Genomic DNA, 20,003 nt, shown 5'->3' with positions numbered 1-20,003 from the left:
CCCGTGGCGGCATTTGGTTGCCGGGCTCAATACCATTTTTCCTGCAGAAAGGGGTTTTCCGCCGCCTCGGCGGCGATGGTGGACTTTGAGCCGCCGTAGCCGTGGCCGGGCCAGACCACGGTGTCCGGGGGCAGCACCAGCAGGCGTTGGCGGATGGAGTCGATCAGGGTGGCGGTATCGCCGCCGGGAAAGTCGGTACGGCCCACCGCGCCGACAAAGAGGGTGTCACCGCTGAACAGGTGCGGGGCCGAGTAGAGGCAGATGCCGCCGGGGGTGTGGCCGGGGGTGTGGATGACCACCAGTTTGATGCTGCCCAGTTCGATGGTATCGCCGTCCTTGACCAGCCGGTCGGGGGGTGGCGAGGGGGGCAGCCCCAGCATGGAAAAGTACTGTTCGACCTCCGGCTGGCCGAAAAAGGCGGCATCTTCCTGGTGCATGACGATTTCCGCCCCGGTGGCCTCTTTCAGGACGGCGTTGGCCGCCACGTGGTCGGGGTGGCCGTGGGTACAGACCAGCATTTTAAGCTGCAGGTTGTTTTGGCGGCAGTGGTCCAGGATGAGCTGTTCGTCGCCGCCGGGGTCGATGGCCAGGGCCTGGCTGGTCTCTTCGCAGGCCAGGATATAGCAGCAGACGCCCATGCTGCCGACGGTTAATTGGGTAACTTTCATAAATGGGACCTCCTTACCTTAACAGTCACAGCGGTTGGGGTCGCATGCCCCCTGGCAGCCGCAAGTGGTGGTGGCGGCCGGGGTTGCCATGGCCAGGGGTGGCGGGGCGACGGCCGCTTTGCTCACCGGCAGGGCCTTGGCCACTGCTGCTACCATCTCGTTTAAGGCGGTGATGGCCGGGCTTTCCACCGCCAGGGCGACGAAGGGGGTGCCGTCGTCACCGGCCGCCATCACCCGGGGGTCCAGGGGGATGCGGCCCATAAAGGGCAGGCCGCGGGATTTGGCCAGCTCTTCGCCGCCGCCGGTCTTGAACAGTTCGGCGGTCTGGCCGCAGTGGGGGCAGACGTAGCCGCTCATGTTTTCCACCAGCCCCAGCACATCAAGCTTGAGGTGTTTGCAGAAGTTCAAGGATTTGCGGACATCGGCCAGGGCCACCCGCTGGGGGGTGGTGACCACCAGGGCCCGGGCGTCCTTGATCATCTGGGCCACGGTCATGGGTTCGTCGCCGGTGCCCGGCGGGGCGTCGATCACCAGGTAATCCAGCTCGCCCCAGGCCACGTCGGCGATGAAGCGGCGGATGGCCTGGTTTTTGAGGGGGCCGCGCCAGATGATGGGGTCGTCGCGGTCTTCCAGCATGTTCTCCATGGACATCACCAGCAGATTGTCGGAGGTGCGCCAGGGGGGCATCTTGCCGTCTTCCAGGGTGCCGGCAAAGGGTTCCTGCAAATCCAGCATACGGCAGACATCGGGGCCGTGCAGGTCGACGTCCATCAGGCCGACCTTGAAGCCGGAGCGGGCCAGGCCCACCGCCAGGTTGACCGCCACGGTGGATTTACCGACCCCGCCCTTGCCGCTCATCACCAGGATCTTGTGTTTGATTTTGCCCAAGGCCTGGTCGATATCCAGATTCTGCCGGGCGCCCACCGCCGCCTTGGACTGGCAGGCGCTCTGCTGCTGGGTGTTACAATTTTTAGACTGGCACGAGGTGCTCATGGCTTCCGTTTCCTTGAAAATACGCTGCTACCTGTTAACCGCGGCCGACAACTGCAACCGGCCGCGCGGGGGCAAGCTTTTGACAGATGGCGGTTTTTGGGTGGTTTATCAAAATTATTTAATGGGGATAAATTCGGTGCGTTCCAGGGAGAGTTCCATATAGAAACGATAAGTTTCCAGGCTGAAGGAAATCCGGCGGTTGACCTGGTATTCCGCATCCGGGGTCAGGGTGATGGCGCTGGTTAAGGCGATGGCCTTGGGCTGGCCCATACTGGAGGAAAGCTCGTAGTTGCTTTCCACCATGCGCAACGCCCGCCCCATAATCTGATTGGTCATCTCGCCGATGGTGTCCACCACCTCCGCCGAGGTGTAATCACTGACCAGTTCGCTCTCCGGCATGCCCATGGTAAGCATGTAACTGCGATAAAGCTCCATGGCCGCACCGGCGGTAAAGTTCATAATCACCAGGCCGTTGTAGTCGCCGTTGAACTGCACAAAACAGCCGACGGCGGGCTTGAGGCTGACCTTGGGGATATCCTGCAGGGTACTGGCAAATTTCAGGTTTTTGCCGGTGCTTTTGTCCAGGGTTTTTTTCGTGGCCTGACAAAAAAGGCGTGCCACCTGATCAACGGTTTGGTTGCCCATCGGTTTCATTTCCTTAAGAAAACAGAATTACAAAGAGAGTTTACTTCCAAATATTTTAACGGCGGTTGATGCCTACCGACTGCCGACGCACCCGGTAGGCAATAGCAAAAATCACCCGCTATGACAAGGTTATTCTGTTACTTCCCGAGATCAACGATGACGAAAAACCGCCCCGGAGCCATTACAGGCGGCGATAAACCCAGGCCTCGGTGCCGTCGGCCAGGGTGACCGGCAGCCGCTGGTAACGCACCCCCAGCCTTTCATAACGATCCATGGCAGCCAATTCAGCGGCGCTAATCTGCAGTAACAGCCCCGGCACCTCGGCGCTCTCGTCGTCCAACAGGGCCAGGCCCTGACGACGAAAGCCAGGCAACACCGCCGGTCGCGGATCGCCACCGCCGCCGAAAACCAAATGCCGCACCAGGGAACTGCGCAGGGTGCCGTATACAAAAACCGGATATTCCGCTTCCAGGTGCAAAGGGGAAGAGGCCGGCAAATCCACCCGAAAAAAGCCGCCACTCTGTACGCCGGCCATCAAAAATAACGAGGCTGTCAGGAGTAACAAAACAGCGGCAATTAAAACCTTTTGCCCCACTTTTTTACTCTTTACATTTGCCATATCTTGTGCTTCCCTAGCGCTTGCCACCCCATATTTTGTGGTCGAATCCGACCAGTATACCAAAACCTTGATATTACGCAACCAGACCGTCAGGAGAACCGCCCATGCTCCAAAAAGCCGCTGCCAAGACCACCAGGATGCCGGCCAGTCTCATCAAGCCGAAATTCTCCGCCAATGCCATGACGGTACTCAAACGCCGTTACCTGAGAAAGGATGAGCATGGCAAGGTGCTGGAATCTCCCCAGCGGATGCTGTGGCGGGTGGCCGAAACCATCGCCGATGCCGATCAGATCTATGATCCCGGGGCCGACACCAAAGAGTTGGCCCTGAAATTCTACCGCCTGATGGCGGAGCTGGACTTCATGCCCAACTCGCCGACTCTGATGAACGCCGGCCGCAAACTGGGCCAGTTATCGGCCTGTTTCGTGCTGCCGGTGGAAGATTCCATGCCCAGCATCTTCGAGGCGGTCAAGCAGACCGCCTTAATCCACCAGAGCGGCGGCGGCACCGGCTTTTCCTTCTCCCGCATCCGGCCCAAAAACGACGTGGTCCACTCCACCAAGGGGATTTCCAGCGGCCCCTTGTCCTTCATGTCGGTTTTCGACTGCGCCACCGAGACCATCAAGCAGGGCGGCACCCGGCGGGGGGCCAACATGGCCATCATGCGGGTAGATCATCCTGATATCATGGATTTCATCAAGGTCAAATCGGACCTGGACGTGCTGCACAACTTCAACCTGTCGGTGGCCATCACCGACGAGTTCATGCGGGCCCTGGCCGAAAACGGCGATTATGCCCTGATCAACCCCAGAAACGGCGAGATCGTCCGCTACCAGAACGCCCCCAAGCTCTTCCGCCAGATCGTTAAGCAGGCCTGGCTCTCCGGCGAACCGGGAGTGGTGTTCATCGACCGCATCAACGCTGAAAACCCCACCCCCGCCGCCGGCGAGATCGAGTCCACCAATCCCTGCGGCGAGCAGCCGCTGCTGCCTTACGAGTCCTGTAACCTGGGTTCCATCAACCTGGCTAACATGGTCAAGGACAGCCAGGTGGACTACGAGCATTTGGGTTACTGCGTGGACACTGCGGTACACTTTCTGGACAACGTGGTGGACATCAACAAATACCCGCTGCCGGAAATCGAAAAAGTCACCAAGCAAAACCGCAAAATCGGCCTGGGGGTGATGGGTTTTGCCGATCTGCTGGTACAACTGGAAACCCCCTACTCCTCCCAGGAGGCGGTGGAACTGGCCGAGGCGGTGATGCGGTTCATCGACGAAAGGGCGCTGAAGGCCAGCATCAAGCTGGGCAAGAGCCGCGGCGCCTTTCCCAACTTCCCGGACAGCATCTACGGCCGCCAGGACCCCAAGACTCCGGTGCGCAACGCCACCCGCACCACCATCGCCCCCACCGGCACCATCAGCATCCTGGCCGGCTGTTCCAGCGGCGTGGAACCGTTGTTTGCTGTGGCCTTCTTACGGCGGGTGATGGATAACGACGAGTTATTCGAGGTCAACCCCCGCTTTGAAAAGATCGCCAAAGAGGAGGGGTTTTATTCCCACGAACTTGTCAAGCAAATCGCCCACAACGGCACCCTGGCCGGGCTGGAGGAAGTTCCCGCCAAGTACCGGCGGGTATTTGAAACCGCCCACGACATCACCCCGGAGAACCACATCGCCATCCAGGCCTCCTTCCAACGCCATACCAACAACGCGGTGAGCAAGACCATCAACTTCCCCCACCAGGCCAACGAGGAGGAGGTGCGCCAGGCCTACCTGCTGGCTTATGAGCTAGGCTGCAAAGGGATGACCATCTACCGTGATGGCTGCCGGGAAAATCAGGTACTCAACATCGGCAAGACCGACAAGAAGGCGGCCGCCGCCGTGCCCGCCTTGCCACAAAAACCCTTCAAACGGGATCGGCCGGCCATGCTCACCGGCTGCACCTATCAGATGAGCACCGGCTGCGGCCCCATGTATGTCACCATCAACCAGGACGAAGACAAGCATCTTTTCGAGCTGTTCAACACCGTGGGCAAGGCCGGGGGCTGTGCCGCCAGCCAGTGCGAGGCCATCGGCCGCCTAGTCTCTTTGGCCTGGCGCAGCGGCATGCCGCCGGAGCCGATAATCAAGCAGCTGATCGGTATCAGTTGCCACAAACCGGCGGGATTTGGCGAAAACAAGGTTACTTCCTGCGCCGACGCCATCGCCCAGGCCATCCGCCAGCACCTGGAAAAGACCAACGGCCACCGGGACCAGTCTTTAGACGAGGTCAACCACCTGTTCGGCGCCTGCCCGGAATGCGGCGGGGTGATCGAACATGAGGGCGGCTGCTGCGTGTGTCACGCCTGCGGCTACTCTGAATGCGGGTGAAAACGCACGTCAGTACCGCATCTTGCGGCGATCGTCCCAGCTTGCGTACCTGATGTACGCGGCGCCGGGCCGCTTGCCGCAACCTGCGGCACTGACCTGCGTTTTCACGCCTCCGGCAGGGGGAGAAAGCCGTCGTGCACGCGGACGGGGGACGTGAAGCCCGGTAGCGGCGGGTTTGCCGGCGGTCGGGCACATGGACGTGCAGGAGGCCGCCGGCACCTCGGAGGCCGGCAGGATGCCGGCCGAGAATGAGCCGCTACCGGGTTTCACGGCCCCCACCCCGGTGCCAGATCCAACGACTTCAACCGTTCCTGCTCACACTGCTTGTCATGTAGTGGCTTGTTTAGTACCCTGTTGTTTCAACGTTGACTGAAAGCTGCTTTGATCCTAAGGGGTGTTTATGATGAGCGACGATTTGATTTTTCAGGAAGTGCCGGGTTTTTACCGGATTATCCCCCTCAAGCCCCTGCGGCGCACTCCCGGAGTTTTGTTCGACAACGTGCCCATGGCGGTGCTGCCCCGGATCGATGCCATGGACCGGGTGCTGCACCAGGCCAGCGCCGTCTCACCGGGGCCGGTGGGCGAGGTGGCGCGGCCGTGGTACATGCACCCGCACCAGGATGACAATTTGATTGTGCTCTTTGGCCGGCGGGAGGTGGATATTTACCACCCCGATCATGGTCGCCTGACTTTCACCGTCACCACGGACAAAATACTGGCGGGCGACGGCAGCGAAATCTACCCAGCTCCGGCCATGCTGGTCTGGCCCCGCTACGTCTTTCACCGCATTGTCAGCGGCCCGGAGGGTTCGGCCTCGCTAAACTTCGCCGTCCATTACCCGGGGCTGGATATGCGCACCAACTTCAACATCTACCAGCTTGACGAGGCCAGCGGCAAGTTCCAGGTAATCCGGGAAGGTTTCCGGGACCAGGGAAGCCCTCAAGACTAAACCGCAAACCGGTATACTGCCCTGCCACCATTCACCAGACCCCGCCCCGTCAGCGGTGGAGTCCCGCAGGCTGCAACAAACTCCATGGAAAACTCTATGCCCACCACCTTCCGCCCCCTGCCCTGGACCACCGGCCCCGGCGGCCGGCCCCGGCAGGTGGGCATTGAAATCGAGATGGCCGGGGTGGACCTGGCCACCATGGCCCACGCGGTGCATGCCGAGTTCGGCGGCCGGGTAGAATATTTAAACCCCTTTCTCAGCCGGGTTTGCGTGCCGGAATTCGATGATTTCGTCATCGAGTTGGACGCCCGGGTCCTGCAGGACCGCCGCTACCGGGAACACCTGCGCACTTTAGGCATTGAGCTGGACGACGAGGACCGCGAAACTTTGGAGCGCTGGCTGGCCGAGGCCGCCGGCATCCTGGTGCCCCACGAGATCGTCGCTCCGCCCCTGCCCCTGAGCGCCCTGCCCCGCCTGGACCGGGTACGGGCCGCCCTGCAGCAACAGGGCGCCCGGGGGACCCAATCTTCCCTGCTGTATGCCTTCGGGTTGCAGATCAACATCGAAGTCCACAGCCTGACGGCGGAATGGCTTACCGCCATTCTGAAAGCCTTTGTCCTGCTGAATGAGGCCCTGGTCAAGGCCGGCAACATCGATTTAGCCCGCCAGCTTTCTCCCTATATCAGACCATTCCCCGGCAGCTACATCCGCCGAATCCTGCAGCCGGCTTACCAGCCGGCCATGGCGCAATTGATCGACGATTACCTGGAATACAACCCCACCCGCAACCGGCCCCTGGATATGCTGCCGCTGTTTGCCGAAATCGACCGCGAACGGGTCTGGGCGGCACCGGTGGAGCATGAGCTGATCAAACCCCGACCGGCACTGCATTACCGGCTGCCCAACTGCGAGATCGACGACCCCGCCTGGAGCCTGGCCCAACCCTTCAACGGCTGGGCCGAGGTGGAATACCTGGCAGCCAACCCGCAACAGTTGCAAGACGCCGCCACCGAATACCTGCAACGCCCGGCCCAGGCCCTGGGGCAGTTCACCGACGAGTGGGCGGAACGGATCAGTGGCTGGTTCTGAACCGTCAACGACCAGGACCTCGCCCCGCCCCCGCCCTCGCCCCACGGTGGCCGTTACCGGGCCGGATCGCGGTGGCTGGCCGGCCTGGTTTTTCACCGCCTGGGCGGTGCGCCGGGCCGGCGGCCGCCCCTTCCGGGTACGCCCCGGCAAACCGCACAGCGGGCGGCCTTTCGACGCTCTGATCGTCGGCGGCGGTGCCGATGTGGACCCGGAACTCTATGACCGCAGCGAAGAAGGGCCCGAACCCCAAGAAATCAAAGCAGTGGAAAAACGCTTCCGTCAACGCCTGATCGGCTACTTTTTCTACCCCCTGCTGTGGATTTTACGGCTGATGTTTCAATCCCACGGCGGCACCCTGGACAATGATCGCGACTTACTGGAAAAAACCCTGATCAGCCGGGCTCTGACGGAAAACAAGCCGATACTGGGCATCTGCCGCGGCATGCAACTGCTCAACGTGGTGCGGGGCGGCACCCTGAGCCGTGACCTCAGCGGTTTCCACACCGAAACCCCGAAAGTACGGAGCCTGCTGCCGGTAAAAAAGGTCCATTTGCGAGAAGATTCACAACTGGCGCAAATTTTTGCCGCCACCACGGTGCAGGTCAACGCCCTGCACAACCAGGCGGTTGCCACTTTGGGCCACCAGTTGCGGGTGGCCGGCCGGGAGAGCAACAAGGTCATTCAGGCCATCGAGGCCACCGACCGCTGGTGCATCGGCGTACAGTGGCACCCGGAATATCTTCCCCAGAAAAACGTCCAGCAGCGCCTCTTCCAAGCCTTGATCAAAGCGACAAAAAATCTTGCTGTTTAATTGGCAACCGGAGTATCATTATAAACAGATTCCCAGCAGGCTGGTTACGTAGGCTGCTCCCGGCGCCAAGCTATAAGGTGTGATGATGATTTCCACAACGCCCGCCCAGGAGGGTTTAATGAACCCCGAACTGCAGCCGGTCTCTTTTAACGTCGATTCTCCGCAACTGCCCATCGATCGCCTGATCGAACTGGTACGCAGTGGCGGCAAGGTGCGTACCGGGGTGGACGTGTTCAACCGGCACGGGGTGCTGCTGCTGGAAAAAAGTGTGCTGGTGGACGACCCGCAGATTCTGATCAAGGCCCGAAAGCTGGGGGCCCTGATGGTGCCGGTGGCCGAACAACAGACCGGCGGGCTTTGGGACCGCAATGGGCGCAAGATCTCCCTGCCGTCGGTGACCGCCGAAAAGGGCGCCGGGGAACCGAGACGGTCGACAGCCACTTCGGAAGTTGATCGGCGGATCGACCAGATCATGAGCATGAAGCGGGAAGCCGCCCGCAAGTACGAAAAAGCCAAGAGTTGCATCAAAGAGGTGCTGGAAACCATTCGAGCCAGCGGCGGCGAGTTCGACCCGGAACCCGTTGCCGCCACGGTCAACGACCTGGTGGATTTTGTCAGCACCAACGACAACACCTTTGCCTACCTGGCCCGCGAAATTTTTTCCTACGACGACTACCTTTACAACCACTCCATCAACGTCTGCACCATCGGCACGGTGGTCATGCAGCGTTTCAACGATACTTTCGGCACCGCCATCAACACCTTTCTGAATCTGCATGCCGGCGAGATTCCCCTGGTCAGGCCCGATGACGAGAAGTCTTTCGTTTACTTTACCAACTCGGAATTGCGCAATATCGCCATCGGCTATTTCATGCACGATTTGGGCAAGGTGATGGTATCGCCACGAATACTCAACAAAACCGGCAAGCTGACCCCGTCCGAATTTGCCGAGGTAAAGTCACACGTCACCGACAAGGTGTCGCTGATTCTGGATAAAAACAAAATCACCGACCCCCATATCATCAATGTCTGCCGCTACCACCACGCTTCTCTGTATCGTAATGAAAACGACTGTTACCCCGACCATGACTATCGCCAGGTGCCAACCTACGTCAAGGTCTGTAAACTGGCGGATATTTACGACGCCATGACCTCCAAGCGCTGTTACAAGGAGGCCATGAACCCGGTGGGAGTGGTGACCGACATCTTTCATCATTACGCCGGCCGAAATCCCCTGCTGCAGTATGTTCTGCACGCATTCGTCAAATCGGTGGGGATTTATCCCGCCGGCAGCGTGGTAACCCTGACCAACGGCCAGTTGGCCTACGTGCTGGACAGCAACGGCCCCATCCTGCTGCCGGTCACCGACCCATGGGGCGCCACTCTCTCCTGTCAGGCCGAGGTGATCGTTCCGGACCAGGAGAAGATCGCGGACGAAGAGTCGGTCATCAAAGTAGACCGGCGGCGGCCGCCCATTTCCCCTCTGGAAGCCTACCACCTGCTGCCCGGTTATCTGCGACGCACCGTTGAGGCGGATTTCGTCTAACGCCTGAAACTCTGTAACTGTCCAGCAGCACCCCATCTTGCGGCGATCAAGTCGGCTTGAGCACCTGATCGCTACGCCGACCTGCTTACCGCAACCTGGGGCACTGCTGAACAGTTACGTGCCAGAATGAGCTGGATAGTTACGAAACTCTCATCAAAAAGCGCAAAAAGCCCGCCCGGTCTGCGACCGGACGGGCTTTCGGATTTACTGGCGGAGAGGGTGGGATTCGAACCCACGGACCACTTGCGTGGTCAACGGATTTCGAGTCCGTCCCGTTCGACCACTCCGGCACCTCTCCTGCTGTTCTGCTTTTGGGACCCGTGCGCAACCTGGTGGCAGCCGATGCGGGCCCTCCGGCAAAGCGGGCAATTTACCGCACGCCGGTTAAGACAACAAGGTTTGATTTGCTTTATCGAGTTATTGTCGGTTAACCGGGGCGGCAACTCAAGTACGACGGGACCGAAAAAAATCACGAAGCAGCCCGCCGCCTTCCGCGGCCAATACTCCCGAGGTAACCTGGAGTCGGTGATTGAGCCGGGGATCGGCGGCCAACTGATACAGCGAAACCACCGCCCCGGCCTTGGGGTCCAGGGCGCCGAAAACCAGGCGGGCGATGCGGGCCTGAATCATGGCGCCGACACACATCAGGCATGGCTCCAGGGTCACGTAAAGGGTGGTGCCGGTGAGACGATGATTGCCAAGCCGGGCGGCCGCCTGGCGCAGCACCACAATTTCGGCATGGGCGCTGGGGTCATGATCGCCAATGGTCCGGTTGCCATCGATGGCCAGGAGTTCCCCCTGCCGGTCAACCAGCAACGACCCCACCGGCACCTCGCCACGCTCCGCCGCCGCCCGGGCGGCACTTAACGCCTGGCGCATGAAGGCGACATCGGCGGCCGTCGACAATTGTTCCCCGGGCGGTTGGTCCATGGTTGACGCGGACACCGAATGTGGCCCCGGTTTAAGCGGTGTCGGCGCGTTTCTGCTTGGCCGCGAAATTGGCCGCCTCCCAGCCGGCCACGCAGCCCTCGCCCACCGCTTTAGCCATCTGCCAGGGAGGGCCGGCAATATCGCCGGCGGCATAAATGCCGGCCATGTTGGTTTCCTGCTGCTTATTGGTGGCGATAAAGGAAAAGGTTTCCGGGTCCATGGCCACGCCCATGGTGGCGGCCAGATCCATGGCCCCCTTGGCGCCAAGTTCGATGAACAGTCCCTCCACCGTCAGGGTTTCATCATTTTCCAGCAGCACCCCGGTCACCGCATTGTCGCCCTGAATCTCCTTGACCCACTGGCCTTCGTGCAGTGTAACCGTACTTTGGGCCAATTCCTCCCGCAATTCCGGCGAGGCCTCCAGCTGGCGGGCCACCAGGTGAACCTCGGAGGCATAGCGGGTCAAGGTGATGGCCCCGTCCACCGCCGCCGATTCGTTGCCCACCACCGCCACCTTGGCGTTGCGGTAGAAGTTGGCGTCGCAGTCCACGCAGTAGCTGACCCCCTTGCCGCTCAACTCCTTTTCTCCTTTAACCTTGAGTTTTTTACGGGCGTTGCCGGTGGCAAAGATCAGGGTCCGGGAGACAAGCTGGCGACCGCTTTCGATTTTAACCTTGTACAGCGTATCTTCCTGCTCGATATTCAGCACATCCTCGGTGATTACTTCCGCACCGAATTTCCGCACCTGCTCCAGGGCCGTGGCCATCAGCTCACGGCCTTCGGTAACACCGGGCACGCAGAGGTAATTTTCCACATGGGCCCCGTAAATGCTGCTGCGCTCCACCTTGCCCAGCACCACCACTTCGGCTTTCTTGCGCACAGCGTGCACCGCCGCCTGCAAACCAGCGGGGCCGCTGCCGATGATCAGTACATCAATAATTCGTTCGCTCATGATTCCTCGCTTTTGGTCGCTTATCCCCGATTCAACTTTGCCGGTGCCGTAACAAGCGGCGGCGCCGACGGGGCGCGATTTGTTACTATTTGTTTTTTGTTTTCGCATTACCAACCGACATGTTTGGCGGGTGCAGCAAATATATCAACCCTCATTGACCTCAACCCCCTTCTGCCGCAGACTCTGCACCACTTCGGCAAGTTGGGCCCGGTTGCAATCATTGATGGTATAGACGTTTTTCATCCCGTCATTGAAATAAAGGGTGAAACGACCTTGCTCATCAAGCTCGGCCCGGTGAATATGATCCTGATCCAGCCAAGGCCGCAGCTCTTCCATAAAGTCCTGCAACGCACATGTCTTCATCATCTTCCTCCCGGCAACTATTCGGTTATGGGGGATTCGGTTCATCCATAATACCGGCTCAGTCTACCTGCTGTCGCCGGTTTTGACAAGAACAGCCGCCAGGAGCCAGGAAACCGTCAAAGTCTTTGGGCCTGGCACCGGATTTTGCAGCCCCCGTCCCGGCTCTATGCGAATTTAACGTTGCCCCTTTACCGTTTGCAGCCAAAATCAGGCGCTGAAAAAGAAATACAGCGCTCCCACCAGAATCACGCTTCCGGCTCGGAAAAGCTGGCTCACCACAATCAGTTCCGCGGCCAGCCGGGGCGGAAAAATCCCGGCGTAATAAGGCAGTTGGTGACGCAGAGCCTGAATGGGCGCGGCCAGCACGGTGCCGGTGAGCAGGGCCAGAACCACCTCACGGTTGGCCATGGTATGCCCATCCAGCAGAGCTCCAGCCGCCGCCAGGCCGGCAGTCAGTTCGGTGGCCGCCACCAGCACGATAACCCCGATCCCCTCCGGCGGCAAAAAAGCCAGCAGACTGATATTCTCCTCCACCCAGGCGCTGAACAGGGCAAAGTAGCCCAGGCGATTGGCCAGAAAAAAGAGGGCGTAAATCGGGGCGGTGATCAGCATGATGCGCAGCAACCGGCGGCGCAACCGCTTCCAGGCCTTGAGCAGGGCCTCCCGCAGCGAGGGTCGACCGCCGGAGGACGGAGCGACCGGCTTGGCCGCCGCCACCGGCAGCAGTAACCGCCCGGCCCCGGCAATCAGCATCGTGCGCAGCAGAGCGGCACAAAAGGTTAACCCCACGTACAACAGGGCCGCTCCCTTGATAAAAGGCGCCATCAGAAAAAAAACCGTGGGCAGGTGCAGAAAAAACCGGGGCAGACTGTTGAGCAGGTTGGCCAGCAGCACCTCCCGGCGCCCGATTTTACCGTCGCGGTAGGCTTCGGCCAGGGTGGTGTTGGCCGATACCCCGGAGATAAAGGCCAGGGCGAAACTGGCCCCGGAGGTCTCCGAAAAGCGGCCAAAACGGACAAACGGCAAGGCCAGGCGGGACATCATCCGGCTCCAGCCCAGTTCCTCGATCAGGCTGGCCAGGATCAGCCCCAGGGAGATAAAGAAAAAAATCCGCGCCAGGGGAACCACCAGACCGGCGAACAGCTCACTTGTCAGCATCACGCCCCGCCTACATGGTCATCCGGACCCGGCCACAATCGGGACAGATCCAGGTGGGACCATTACTCAGCCCCCACAGGTTATCCTTAAAACAGGCCTCGCAGATCTCAAAACCGCAGGGACAGTTAAGGCAATAAGGCAAGGTCCGGCGACAGCAGTGGCAGACAAAGGTATTTTTTCGGCGCCGGCGGCGAGGTTGTTTTGCTTCCTGTTCGGCCACGGCCGTTATTCTCCCAACTCTTCTCGCAGCCATTTTTCATAACCACTGCTGCAAGCCGGCAGGGGATGGGCCACCACCTCCGGCACTTCGTAGGGGTGAATTTCAGCAATACTTGCTTCAACGCGATGGAACTGGTCGGCACGGCACTTGATTTGGCACTGATACTCGTCGGCACGCTCGATTTCACCTTGCCAGCGGTACATGCTGGTGATGGGACCGACGATCTGGACACAGGCGGCCAGGTGCTCTTCCAGCAGGGTACGGGCGATCCGCTCGGCATCTTCCTTGGTGGCCACGGTGGTAACTACTTCCATAAATTCCATTTTTCATCTCCTAAGGGTTTTTACAACTTTTAATTATCGATGCGAAAAAAAGCCAAGACAGCGGCCTACGGCCCGTTAAAACAGCAGATTATTGGGCCTGGCAGTCGGTTACGGGCCGGGTTGAATTATCCGGCCACCCATGTTTTTTCTGTTCCGGCCCTCGCTGCCGCCGCTGGACAAATCGTTCATCTTTCTGGTAAAGTGCCGCGGCACCCGGTTCAACAAGGTGCCATTGCTGGTGGGCAGGTAAAAATCCCGGCCGCGCCAACCTGCTAATCTAACCGGTGGGCGGAAGAAAGTGCAACCATCTCCCCCGCCAAAAGGAAACACCATGCTCCTGGCCATCGACGTGGGCAACTCACACACGGTTATCGGGCTTTTTGACGGCCCCCGGCTGCGCTGTCAGTGGCGCCTGGGTACCAGCCAGGCGGTCACCGTGGATGAACTGGCGGCCCGGCTGCACACCCTGTTCACCATGGAAAAAATCACCTTCGGGCATATCAGTGACATGGTGATCGCCAGCGTGGTGCCACCGGTAACCTCAACCTGGAACCGCTTTGCCCAGCGTTTTTTGGGCCAGGATCTGCCGGTGGCGCCACTGGTGGTCAGCAACGAACTGGACTGCCTGATCCGGGTGGCCCTGCCCAACCCCGCCGAAGTGGGCGCCGACCGGCTGGTCAACGCCGCCGCCGCCTACCAGCAGCACCAAGGGGCACTGATCATCATCGACTTCGGCACCGCCATCACCCTGGACTGTGTCTCCGCCGACGGTGCCTACCTGGGCGGCACCATCACCCCGGGGGTGGCCATTGCCCTGGAAGCCATGGGCCGGCGCACCGCCAAGTTGCCCCGGGTCGACATTTCCGTCGCCCCGGCGGCGGCCATCGGCAACAGCACGGTGGAGGCCATCCGCTCCGGGGTACTGTTCGGCTACGCCGGCATGATCGACGGCCTGGTCCGGCGGATTCGGGCGCAAATGACCCCGGCCAACCCCCTGGTCATCGCCACCGGCGGCATGGCGGAACTGATTGCCCCCCACACCGAGAGCATTGAGGAAGTCGTACCCCTGTTAACCCTTGAGGGATTGCGGTTGATTTATGAGCGAAACCGCTGAACACAAAGGAGCCGCCAAAGCGGCGGCATCCGGCGCCGCCTGCCGCCTGCCGCCGCCTCTGCGCCAGGGTGACACCATCGGCATTTTCGCCCCGGCCGGGCCGGTGCAGGACCGCAACGCCGTCGAAGCCGGCCTGCGCCTGCTGCGAGAAGCCGGTTTCACCATCCGCTGCCGACGCGATCTTTTGGATCGCCGCCAGGGATACCTGGCCGGCGATGACCAGCAACGGGTGCAGGAGCTGCACGAGCTATGGCAAGACCCCGAGGTCAAAGCCCTGCTGGCCCTGCGGGGAGGCTACGGCTGCCTGCGGCTGCTGCCGCTGCTGGATTGGGAACTACTGGCCGGCCGGCGCAAGGTGCTCATCGGCTTTTCCGACCTCACCGTACTGCAGTTGGCCATGCTGCAAAAAACCGGTACCTGCCCCCTGCACGGCCCCATGCTCAGCACCCTGGCCCAGAGCGACCGGGATTCGGTGCGCCATTTTTTGCAGATCATCGGCGGCGACTTCAGCCACCCCATCCGCCCAAAAGGACTGGAGGTCATCCGCCCCGGCCAGGCCTGCGGCCCTCTGCTGGGCGGCAACCTGGCCTGCCTCAACCACCTGCTGGCCACTCCCTGGGAGCCGGAGTTGCGCGGCGCTGTGCTGCTGCTGGAAGATGTGGGGGAAGCCCCCTACCGCATCGACCGCCTGCTCACCCAACTGGCCCTGGCCGGCCGCCTGCAGGGAGTGGCCGCCATCATCCTGGGAGAATTCCAGGACTGCGGCCCGCCCGAAGACATCTGGCAACTCCTGCTGGAGCTTACCGCCCCGCAACAGACCCCGCTGTGGGGCAACTTCCCGGCCGGCCACGGCCGACGCAACCTGACCCTCCCCCTGGGAGCGGAAATACAGCTGGACTCCCAACGCGGCGAGTTGACTTTCACATCGCCGACATAAGTCCGCGAACGCGATTTTCCAGCAACTCCGCCAGCTCATTTTTCTGTTTCATGGTGTAATCAGCCGCTCTGATCGGTTCCCCCAGGCGGATCATCACCCGCCCAGGCTTAGGCAGCAACCGGCCTTTGGCCAGAATTTCGTGGGTGCCGATGATGGCCATGGGCACGATCTCGACCTGCGACTTGATGGCCAGCACCATGCCCCCGGCTTTAAACGCCTGCATACGGCCGTCGGCGCTGCGGGTGCCTTCCGGAAAAATAACCACCGAGGTGCCGGCGGCAATCTCATTGGCCGCTTCGTTCAGGCTGACCATGGCCCGCCGCCCATTACTGCGATCCACCGCAATGTATCCGGCCCGGCGCATGGCCCAGCCGAACAGCGGAATCTGGAACAGCTCCTTTTTGGCCAGCCAGCGAAAGTCAAAGGCCAGATAGCCCTGGAGGACAAAAATATCAAACTGACTCTGATGATTGGCGGCAAAGATGTAGGTGCGGCCGGCATCCAAACGCTCAAGCCCCGCCACCTCGACCTCCACCCCGCTGGCCCGGCAGATGACCCGCCCCAACCAGCGGGGGAGGAACTGTAACTCAGCCTCCCGGGCGCCGCGAGAAATCACCAGCACCAAGGCCGCAATGCTGACCATCCCGGTAAGCAGGGGGATTAATATCAGGGCCGTCAGGCCGCGAAAAAAAACAAACACCGCCACAATTGGTTTCACGGTTGCCACCACAAAGAGAGATGGTTAATATAGCGTGTATCATCATCAACTGACAGTTGTCGGCATCGCCGACGCCGCGCGGCTGATTATAGCACGTCACCCGGGCCGCCGCCACCTTCAAGGCCTGCCGTTTAGCCTTTGCCGCAGCCGATACGCGCTTATCCTACCGCCAAGACGGCAGTCACTTAACATGGCCAGCTAAATGCACGGCAAAAAAGAAGATCCCATTAACGACCCCGTCGGCGAGATTCCCATCGCCGGGGAAGCATATCTGGCCGAACCGCCTCCCCCCGCCAACGAAACCACCGTACCCGACTCTTCACCGTCGTGGCAGAAGCCGCAACCCGTCTGGCCAGAAAAAATAACGCCGGGGTGGCGACGAGCATCATCCCGCCGCCAACGTCATCGTTTTACCAACTATCTGTTCTGGCCGGGGCTACTGGGCGCCATTATGGCTTTTCTTTACCTGGCGGCGGCGCTGGTGGTCTTTCCTCTGGTGGCTCCCAAACTGTTCTCCCATTATCTGGAAAAAAAGCTGGATCGACCGGTAACCATTGCCCGTGGGGAGTGGCGGCCGCTGGCCGGGCGCCTGGTATTGCATAACGGCATCGTCGGCCCCCGCAAAGCTGACCCCTTCGACCGGGTGGATCCGCTGCTCTCTTTCCGCACCCTCACCCTTGATGGCAGCCTAACCTTACTGCTCCGCCGGGGCCGCCCCTGGGCCGCCATGACCGTCCAGCAAGGCTATGTCCACCTGGTGCGGGATGAAGAGCAGCTTGTCAACTTTGCCGCCCCCATGGCTTTTGCCGGCTCCCGCTGGTTTCCCCGAGTGTTGACCTTTCACAACAGTCGCCTGGAGTTCAGCGATCGACACCAGACACCGCTTTTCAACCTGGAATTGAGCGACTTTAGCGGCAAGCTGGAGCTAAACCGGGGCGGCGGTTTAGCTTTTACCCTCGCTGCCCACGGGCCGGCGGCTAGCGAGCTGACCCTGCAAGGAATGCTGCCGGCCACTGGCGGTGACTCGGGCCGGGCCGAACTGACCCTGCACGATCTGCCGCTCAGTTCTCTGGCGGCATATCTTGAACCTCGGCTGGCCGGCACCATCCAAGGAGGGTTGCTTAACGGCAGCAACCGTTTCGTTACTCATAACGGCACCATCATCATCAACCAGCAGTTGATAATCAGTGCCCTGGAACTGGCACCCGCCACCGATGATGATCATACCCTGCCCCTGCTGCAGGCTCTGCTGACCAACCGGCAACAGCAACTGCCTCTTGAGCTGGCTGTTAGCCTCAACCCGGCGGAACCGGACAACGGCTACCTGCATCAACTGACCGCCAAATTAAACCAGTGGCAGGCGGCGGCCGCCGATGAACCGTTCGCTCTGCTGGCCCGGGAATTACCGGACCTGGCGTTCACCAGGCAAATCACCTTTACCGCCGGCAGCAGCAGCCTGAACCGGGAAGGTGGCCGCCAGCTTGACCAAATGGCCGCCGCATTAAACCGTCGTCCCCTGCTCGCCTTGCACCTGCAGGGCATCAGTGATTTCACCTGTGATCGACAGGCCTTACAGGAAAAGCGGGAGCAGGCCGTAAGGCAGCAGCGGCGGCAAGCGGTGGCGGCCCTGACCAGACAGCTCACCGGTGAAGAGCCGGGAGACGATCCTCACCTCTCCTCACCGCTGACTGAGTTCCGTGATCTGCGCCCCGGCAGCATCACCGTCGGTCGTGATGAATTGCGTGAGCTAGCCGTCCAGCGCCGGGATACGGTGCATCAGCGCCTGCAGGCGGCTTTGGAAGAAGACGGCCAAGCGCGCCTGATTCGTGAAGCTCCCCTTCTAGCTCCCCCGGCAGTGGACGAGCAAACCTGCGTCACCGCCGTCAACCTGCGGCTGGGATACCGGCCGACAGCCGCGCAGTAGCAGGCGGATACGGGGCGCCGTTTAAGCTCAGGAATGCTCCCGAGTTTTATGGAAGGTTACCCGGGGAAACATCTCCATGGTCCGGGAGAGCATCCAGGGGCTTTCACTTAGAAAGGTAAGGTGTTCTTCGGCATCCAGGGCCATATTGTTCCAGTTTTTGGCCCTGAACTCTTCCAGGGTCTTGCGGTCATCGGCACTGACCCAACGGGCGGCGCCATAAGCCACCGGCTCGTAGTCCGCCTCCACCCCGTATTCGGCCTTCAACCTGGCCACCGTGACTTCAAACTGCAGCACCCCCACCGCGCCGAGGATAAAATCGCCGCCCTGCAATGGGCGAAAAACCTGTACCGCCCCCTCTTCCGCCAACTGCAGCAGACCTTTGGACAACTGCTTGGCTTTGAGAGGATTTTTCAGCAGCACCCGGCGGAAATGCTCCGGAGCGAAATTGGGAATGCCGGTAAAACGCAGTTCGTCCTTGGCGGTGGTAAAGGTATCACCGATTTTGATGGTACCATGGTTATGGATGCCGATGATATCGCCCGGATACGCCTCCTCGACATTGGCCCGGTCCTGGGCCATGAAAATGGTGGCGTTATTCAACATCACTTCCTTACCCAGACGCTGATGCCTGACCTTCATGCCACGCTGAAATTTGCCGGAACAGATCCGAAAAAAAGCGATGCGGTCACGATGAGCGGGGTTCATGTTAGCCTGCACCTTAAAGGTAAAACCGGCAAAGCTTTCCTCATCGGGGCAAACGGGCCGAGGTTCGGCCGACCGACAACCGGGAGCCGGGGCCAGTTCGACAAAGGCATCCAGCAGTTCCTTGACCCCAAAGTTGTTGATGGCGCTACCGAAAAAAACCGGCGTCTGGCTGGCCTTGAGGAACTCCTGATGATCATAGGGGTTGGCGGCACCGGCCAGCAGCTCCAGATCCTCGCGCAGCTTATCCGCCGCCGAACCGCCCAGCAGCTCATCCAGGCGGGGATCATTGACATCCTTGATCATCACCCCGTCGGCGTCGGCCTGGGAGTCCCGGCCGGGGGTAAAAAGGTGCAACTGGCCGCGGTATATATCGTATACGCCCTTGAATTGCTTGCCCATACCCACCGGCCAGGATAGCGGCACACATTCGATCTGCAGCTTGTCTTCAATCTGGGCCAGGATATCCAGAGGATCCATGCCTTCCCGGTCCAGCTTATTGATAAAAGTGACCACCGGGGTGTTGCGCATCCGGCAGACTTCCATCAGCTTTTCGGTCTGGGGCTCGACCCCTTTGGCATGGTCGATGACCATCAGCGCGCTGTCCACCGCCGTCAGTACCCGATAGGTATCCTCGGAAAAATCCTGATGCCCCGGGGTATCAAGCAAATTAACAGTATAATCACGGTAGAAAAACTGCATCACCGATGAGGTCACGGATATACCGCGCTCCTGCTCAATACTCATCCAGTCACTGAGGGCGTGGGTAGAGGCCTTGCGGGCCTTGACCGAGCCGGCCAACTGGATAGCCCCGCCAAAGAGCAAAAGCTTTTCCGTCAGGGTGGTTTTACCGGCGTCGGGGTGACTGATGATGCCGAAGGTTCGGCGACTGGCTGTTTCTTGGGCTACTTTATTACTCAAATTTTATCTCCACGGCATAAAACACAAAACCGGGCCAGCTCACAAGAGC

19 protein-coding genes and 2 tRNA genes are annotated in these 20,003 nt (G+C 60.5%); 9 read left to right on the top strand and 12 right to left on the bottom strand.

The window, feature by feature from the left end:
* Positions 1-26 precede the first annotated feature (26 nt).
* The 4 genes from P0N66_RS06270 to P0N66_RS06255 form a co-directional block, all read right to left on the bottom strand.
* Positions 27-668: an MBL fold metallo-hydrolase gene (locus P0N66_RS06270; RefSeq protein WP_275803416.1), complete on the bottom strand. Its 642-nt coding sequence runs from the start codon at positions 666-668 to the stop codon at positions 27-29.
* A gap of 18 nt (positions 669-686) precedes the next feature.
* Positions 687-1,661 (bottom strand): Mrp/NBP35 family ATP-binding protein, encoded by a 975-nt coding sequence (locus P0N66_RS06265; protein ID WP_275803414.1) that lies wholly within the window; start codon positions 1,659-1,661, stop codon positions 687-689.
* Between the two features lie 114 nt (positions 1,662-1,775).
* Entirely contained in the window at positions 1,776-2,306 is a 531-nt protein-coding gene (locus P0N66_RS06260) for a DUF3334 family protein (protein ID WP_275803412.1), read from the bottom strand.
* Positions 2,307-2,487: 181 nt separating this feature from the next.
* Positions 2,488-2,841, bottom strand: a complete 354-nt coding sequence (locus P0N66_RS06255) for a gamma-glutamylcyclotransferase family protein (protein ID WP_275803410.1) — start codon at positions 2,839-2,841, stop codon at positions 2,488-2,490.
* Between the two features lie 188 nt (positions 2,842-3,029).
* Between P0N66_RS06255 and P0N66_RS06250 the strand changes: the two genes are divergently transcribed.
* The 6 genes from P0N66_RS06250 to P0N66_RS06225 all read left to right on the top strand — a co-directional run bounded on the left by P0N66_RS06250 (position 3,030) and on the right by P0N66_RS06225 (position 9,975).
* The gene (locus tag P0N66_RS06250) at positions 3,030-5,297 is read left to right on the top strand and encodes a vitamin B12-dependent ribonucleotide reductase (protein ID WP_275803407.1); all 2,268 of its coding nucleotides are present in this window, start codon (positions 3,030-3,032) and stop codon (positions 5,295-5,297) included.
* A gap of 400 nt (positions 5,298-5,697) precedes the next feature.
* Positions 5,698-6,246, top strand: coding sequence for a hypothetical protein (locus tag P0N66_RS06245; RefSeq protein ID WP_275803405.1), 549 nt, complete (start codon positions 5,698-5,700; stop codon positions 6,244-6,246).
* A 96-nt stretch (positions 6,247-6,342) separates the two neighbouring features.
* Positions 6,343-7,335 carry an amidoligase family protein gene (locus P0N66_RS06240; protein ID WP_431190019.1) on the top strand — a complete coding sequence of 331 codons (993 nt, stop codon included), beginning with the start codon at positions 6,343-6,345 and terminating at the stop codon, positions 7,333-7,335.
* The gene (locus tag P0N66_RS06235) at positions 7,322-8,146 is read left to right on the top strand and encodes a gamma-glutamyl-gamma-aminobutyrate hydrolase family protein (RefSeq protein WP_275803400.1); all 825 of its coding nucleotides are present in this window, start codon (positions 7,322-7,324) and stop codon (positions 8,144-8,146) included. The genes P0N66_RS06240 and P0N66_RS06235 overlap by 14 nt, the downstream gene beginning before the upstream one ends.
* 118 nt (positions 8,147-8,264) lie before the next feature.
* Complete coding sequence (locus P0N66_RS06230) at positions 8,265-9,692, top strand: HD-GYP domain-containing protein (RefSeq protein WP_275803397.1); 1,428 nt, start codon at positions 8,265-8,267, stop codon at positions 9,690-9,692.
* 187 nt (positions 9,693-9,879) lie between these two features.
* Positions 9,880-9,975 (top strand) — tRNA-Arg (locus P0N66_RS06225).
* Here the strand turns inward: P0N66_RS06225 and P0N66_RS06220 are convergent.
* From P0N66_RS06220 to cutA, 6 genes are all read right to left on the bottom strand, one after another.
* Positions 9,901-9,990, bottom strand: a tRNA-Ser gene (locus P0N66_RS06220). The genes P0N66_RS06225 and P0N66_RS06220 overlap by 75 nt on opposite strands.
* Before the next feature lie 146 nt (positions 9,991-10,136).
* Positions 10,137-10,622 carry a tRNA adenosine(34) deaminase TadA gene (gene tadA / locus P0N66_RS06215; RefSeq protein WP_275803395.1) on the bottom strand — a complete coding sequence of 162 codons (486 nt, stop codon included), beginning with the start codon at positions 10,620-10,622 and terminating at the stop codon, positions 10,137-10,139.
* A gap of 31 nt (positions 10,623-10,653) precedes the next feature.
* Positions 10,654-11,574: an NAD(P)/FAD-dependent oxidoreductase gene (locus tag P0N66_RS06210; RefSeq protein ID WP_275803393.1), complete on the bottom strand. Its 921-nt coding sequence runs from the start codon at positions 11,572-11,574 to the stop codon at positions 10,654-10,656.
* Between the two features lie 144 nt (positions 11,575-11,718).
* Positions 11,719-11,940: a hypothetical protein gene (locus P0N66_RS06205; RefSeq protein ID WP_275803391.1), complete on the bottom strand. Its 222-nt coding sequence runs from the start codon at positions 11,938-11,940 to the stop codon at positions 11,719-11,721.
* A gap of 204 nt (positions 11,941-12,144) precedes the next feature.
* Positions 12,145-13,095: a hypothetical protein gene (locus tag P0N66_RS06200; RefSeq protein ID WP_275803389.1), complete on the bottom strand. Its 951-nt coding sequence runs from the start codon at positions 13,093-13,095 to the stop codon at positions 12,145-12,147.
* A gap of 225 nt (positions 13,096-13,320) precedes the next feature.
* Positions 13,321-13,638, bottom strand: coding sequence for a divalent-cation tolerance protein CutA (cutA, locus tag P0N66_RS06195; protein WP_275803387.1), 318 nt, complete (start codon positions 13,636-13,638; stop codon positions 13,321-13,323).
* A 331-nt stretch (positions 13,639-13,969) separates the two neighbouring features.
* On the opposite strand from cutA, the gene P0N66_RS06190 reads away from it, so the two are divergent.
* On the top strand, positions 13,970-14,752 hold the full coding sequence (locus P0N66_RS06190) for a type III pantothenate kinase (protein WP_275803385.1): 783 nt from the start codon (positions 13,970-13,972) through the stop codon (positions 14,750-14,752).
* On the top strand, positions 14,736-15,689 hold the full coding sequence (locus P0N66_RS06185; RefSeq protein ID WP_275803383.1) for a S66 peptidase family protein: 954 nt from the start codon (positions 14,736-14,738) through the stop codon (positions 15,687-15,689). Before P0N66_RS06190 ends, P0N66_RS06185 begins: the two co-directional genes overlap by 17 nt.
* Here the strand turns inward: P0N66_RS06185 and P0N66_RS06180 are convergent.
* Positions 15,673-16,407, bottom strand: coding sequence for a lysophospholipid acyltransferase family protein (locus P0N66_RS06180; protein WP_275803381.1), 735 nt, complete (start codon positions 16,405-16,407; stop codon positions 15,673-15,675). The two genes, P0N66_RS06185 and P0N66_RS06180, sit on opposite strands and share 17 nt — an antisense overlap.
* 202 nt (positions 16,408-16,609) lie before the next feature.
* Between P0N66_RS06180 and P0N66_RS06175 the strand changes: the two genes are divergently transcribed.
* A complete protein-coding gene (locus P0N66_RS06175; protein WP_275803379.1) occupies positions 16,610-18,331 on the top strand; it encodes a DUF748 domain-containing protein in 1,722 nt (573 codons plus the stop codon).
* A gap of 27 nt (positions 18,332-18,358) precedes the next feature.
* On the opposite strand, the gene P0N66_RS06170 is transcribed toward P0N66_RS06175, so the two are convergent.
* Complete coding sequence (locus P0N66_RS06170; RefSeq protein WP_275803377.1) at positions 18,359-19,954, bottom strand: peptide chain release factor 3; 1,596 nt, start codon at positions 19,952-19,954, stop codon at positions 18,359-18,361.
* Positions 19,955-20,003: the final 49 nt, after the last annotated feature.

The organism is Desulfurivibrio dismutans (assembly GCF_029210385.1).
GTDB classification, from domain to species: Bacteria; Desulfobacterota; Desulfobulbia; order Desulfobulbales; family Desulfurivibrionaceae; genus Desulfurivibrio; species Desulfurivibrio dismutans.
The sequence above is the reverse complement of the archived record's forward strand: the minus strand, read 5'-3'. Positions and strand labels throughout refer to the sequence as shown.